Raw genomic sequence first — 1,516 nt, 5'->3', positions numbered from 1 at the left:
GGAGGTAGCCCTTGCCGGCCTCCGTCTTGGGACGGCTGAAGAGAATCATCAGCTTGTCGTCCGCGTCGCGCCGGTAGACGAACGCCTCGCGCACGGTGTCCGTCTTGTCCTTCTCCTTCTGCTCCAGGTAGACGAGCGCCTTGTAGTCACCACCGTTGCGCTGCCGGTCGTCGATGGTGGCCAGCAGCTTCACCATCTCCGCCGGCTCCAGGGCCAGCGCCGCCGGGGCGGACAGCAGGGCCGCGGTGAGCACCGCGGCGGTCATCACACTTTTCAGACTCATGGAGGGTTCACCCGATGTGGTGCATCGCCGTGACGGGCTTCATCCGCGCGGCGAGGAAGGAGGGAATGAGCGAGATGAGCGTGGTGCACGCGGTGATGAACACCATGGCGCCCACCACGGCTCCGGGGTTGATCGCCAGCTTCAGCGTCTCCGACATGATGAACATCGCCACCACTTCGGGGACGGCCATGCCCGCCGCGTTGACGCCCAGGCACACCGCGAGCCCCACCACGGCGCCCGCCAGCGTCCCCAGCGCGCCCAGCGTCAGCGCCTCGCAGACGAACATCAGCACCACCCGCCGGCGCTGCATGCCAATGGCGCGCAGCGTGCCAATCTCCCGCGTGCGCTCCCGGATGGCGATCCACAGCGTGTTCATGATGCCCACGCAGATGATGACCAGCAGGACGAAGGTGAGGGCGCCGGTGAGGAAGTTGAGCGCGGCGAGCGTCCAGCTGATGAAGTTGATCTCGTCCTCCCAGTTGGTGATGTCCAGCTTCTGGCCCGTCCACGGCTCGCGGTTGACGACCTCGAACTTGAAGAAGAATGCCCGCGGGTCGTTGTCCATGATTTCGTGGCCCGCCTCGGCCAGCGTCTTGCGCAGCCGGGCCTGCACCTCGGGCACCTGAGCCACGTCCTTCAGGTACACCTGGATGGCGCCGGTGGTGTCGTCGCGGAGCTGGTAGAGCGCGCGCAGCGTGCCGGAGGGCACGTAGACGTTGAAGTCGCTCATCATGCCCACGTTGGCCGCGATGGCCGCCACCTGCACGTCCACCGTGTTGCTGGTGCCACGCATGGTGGGCGCGGCGATGGTCAACGTGTCGCCCACCTTGACCGCCAGTCGCTTCGCCTGCTTCTCGAAGATGAGCACGGAGTTGGGCTTCGCCAGCCCGTCCATGGAGCCCTCGCGAACCTGGATGACCTGGCGGAAGCCGGGCTCGGCATCGATGTCGATGCCGCCCAGGCCCAGCTGCATGGAGCTGGTCTCGCTCACCACCTTCGCCCAGCCGCGCCCGCGGTGGACGATGTAGTCCACCTCCGGCACGTCCTTGCGAATCTGCTCGAGGATTTTCGGATAGCCCGTCACGACGGGGACGCCCTGCCCGGCGGACACCTTGAAGAAGCCGGCCACGTTGACGTGGCCGGTGGACAGCGTGGTGGCCGAGCGCAACATCGTGTCCTTCATCCCGGTGGACAGCCCCATCAGGATGACGAGCAGCGCGGTGACACCGGCGA

The 1,516-nt window shown here is 66.7% G+C and carries 1 protein-coding gene and 1 pseudogene; both read right to left on the bottom strand.

Annotated elements, in window-relative coordinates; translation table 11 throughout:
- Window positions 1–283, bottom strand: a pseudogene (locus G4D86_RS51615) (outer membrane lipoprotein-sorting protein); the annotation flags it as partial.
- A gap of 7 nt (window positions 284–290) precedes the next feature.
- A partial coding sequence (locus tag G4D86_RS51610; RefSeq protein WP_240360971.1) for an ABC transporter permease occupies window positions 291–1,516 on the bottom strand: 1,226 nt, incomplete at its 5' end.

This window comes from Pyxidicoccus caerfyrddinensis, from assembly GCF_010894405.1.
In the GTDB taxonomy this organism is placed as follows: domain Bacteria; phylum Myxococcota; class Myxococcia; order Myxococcales; family Myxococcaceae; genus Myxococcus; species Myxococcus caerfyrddinensis.
This window is presented reverse-complemented; position numbering and strand designations above follow the sequence as displayed.